Source organism: Candidatus Magnetobacterium casense, from assembly GCF_019173545.1.
Classification (GTDB): domain Bacteria; phylum Nitrospirota; class Thermodesulfovibrionia; order Thermodesulfovibrionales; family Magnetobacteriaceae; genus Magnetobacterium; species Magnetobacterium cryptolimnobacter.
Map to the genome: position 1 here is coordinate 1 of NZ_JABXWD010000699.1, position 1290 is coordinate 1290.

1 protein-coding gene is annotated in these 1290 nt (G+C 48.1%); it reads right to left on the reverse strand.

All coding sequences use genetic code 11. The annotated features are described in order from the left end of the window. Positions 1-60 precede the first annotated feature (60 nt). Positions 61-1290, reverse strand: a 1230-nt coding sequence (locus tag HWQ67_RS18850) for a hypothetical protein (RefSeq protein ID WP_218254236.1), incomplete at its 5' end; no start/stop codon positions are given.

A 1290-nucleotide genomic window follows, 5' to 3' on the forward strand; every position in this document is an offset into this window, starting at 1 on the left:
TGACACAGATGGGCGCAAAATACCATTTCTTGTCATTCCCGTGAAAACGGGAATCCATTTTCAAAAACCGCATAAAAAGCCAGTTAATAAAAAAGTGCAAAAGTATAGAGCAAGGGATTTTTCAAAATACTCTATCGCTTTTTTTAAGTCACCAAACCGTAACAATGAATAAGCGTACTCATGAAGAAAATCAGCGACCGTTGCATCCTTTGTTGTCTTGGCCTCATCCACCATCGCATCTGAGACCTTTACGGCAACCTGTTCCATAATCGCCCGACCCTGCCGATATAAGACAATCTGGTCAAAGTATCGCCCCAACGCACTCGCATGAGGACACGCACCACGGATGTTATCCACCTCAAGGGCGTGACGAACGGCCTCCTCCATGTACTTGTAATTGGGCTCCGTGGCTTTTGCAATCCAACCGTCATACCACTGATACGCCCGCCCGTGCATCTCAAGGCGTTCCGCAGCCGTCAACTTGCCCCACATGCTATCGGCAATGACGGGCGTTACCCAGTACACAAACTCATCCCTGGAGACCTCTTTTATTGCCAGTGCGGCTCGCACTTCACGCTCAATCAACGTCAGGTCAACGCCGGTGTCTAAAAACTGATCACCGCCAGAGCTATCAAAGGCAGTCGCACCAACAGGCTCCCTGTACACAGCCGCTCGTTGAATGAACTTGTGGAAATCCTCCCCCTCTGTTGCAGCGATCACATCCGCAAGATAATCGTGGATGAACTCATCCTGCTTGCCCCGCAGCTTCATCTCAAGATCAGTCAGGTCGTACTTTTTCTCATCTTTGGCGATAACGTTTAACCACTCCAGCAGTCGGGGATTGCCGCCGCCGTATTCGATATACAACGCAGCGTGCTTGCTCTTTGCAATGAATTCAAGCTCTCGTTTTTTCTTGGCTAAGTCGGCGCCATAAAAAGACATGAGTGCAATGTCAAAGAGTTTCTTATCTGGCAGGTTTTCACCCTCATGCTCAAGGATGAATGGATACCGGCTCGATATAACGACGTTGCTGTTGCCCTCAGCCCAGTCAACTGCCTCAAGAAAGGGTCGAATGATAGTAATGGCATCAGCCTTCAGGTAATAACTATTGCCCTGACGATCAAGGTTCTGTTCAAAGTCATCAAAGTAGATTATTGTAGGAAGGCTGTCTTTAAAGACAGTGCGAAAGAGGGCTTCTATCTTTTCCTCATACGCATCATCCGACTTTAGAATCGCTAACCCCTCCTTGTTGCCCAATCTCTTAAGCAACCCCCTGAGTTTCACGATCAC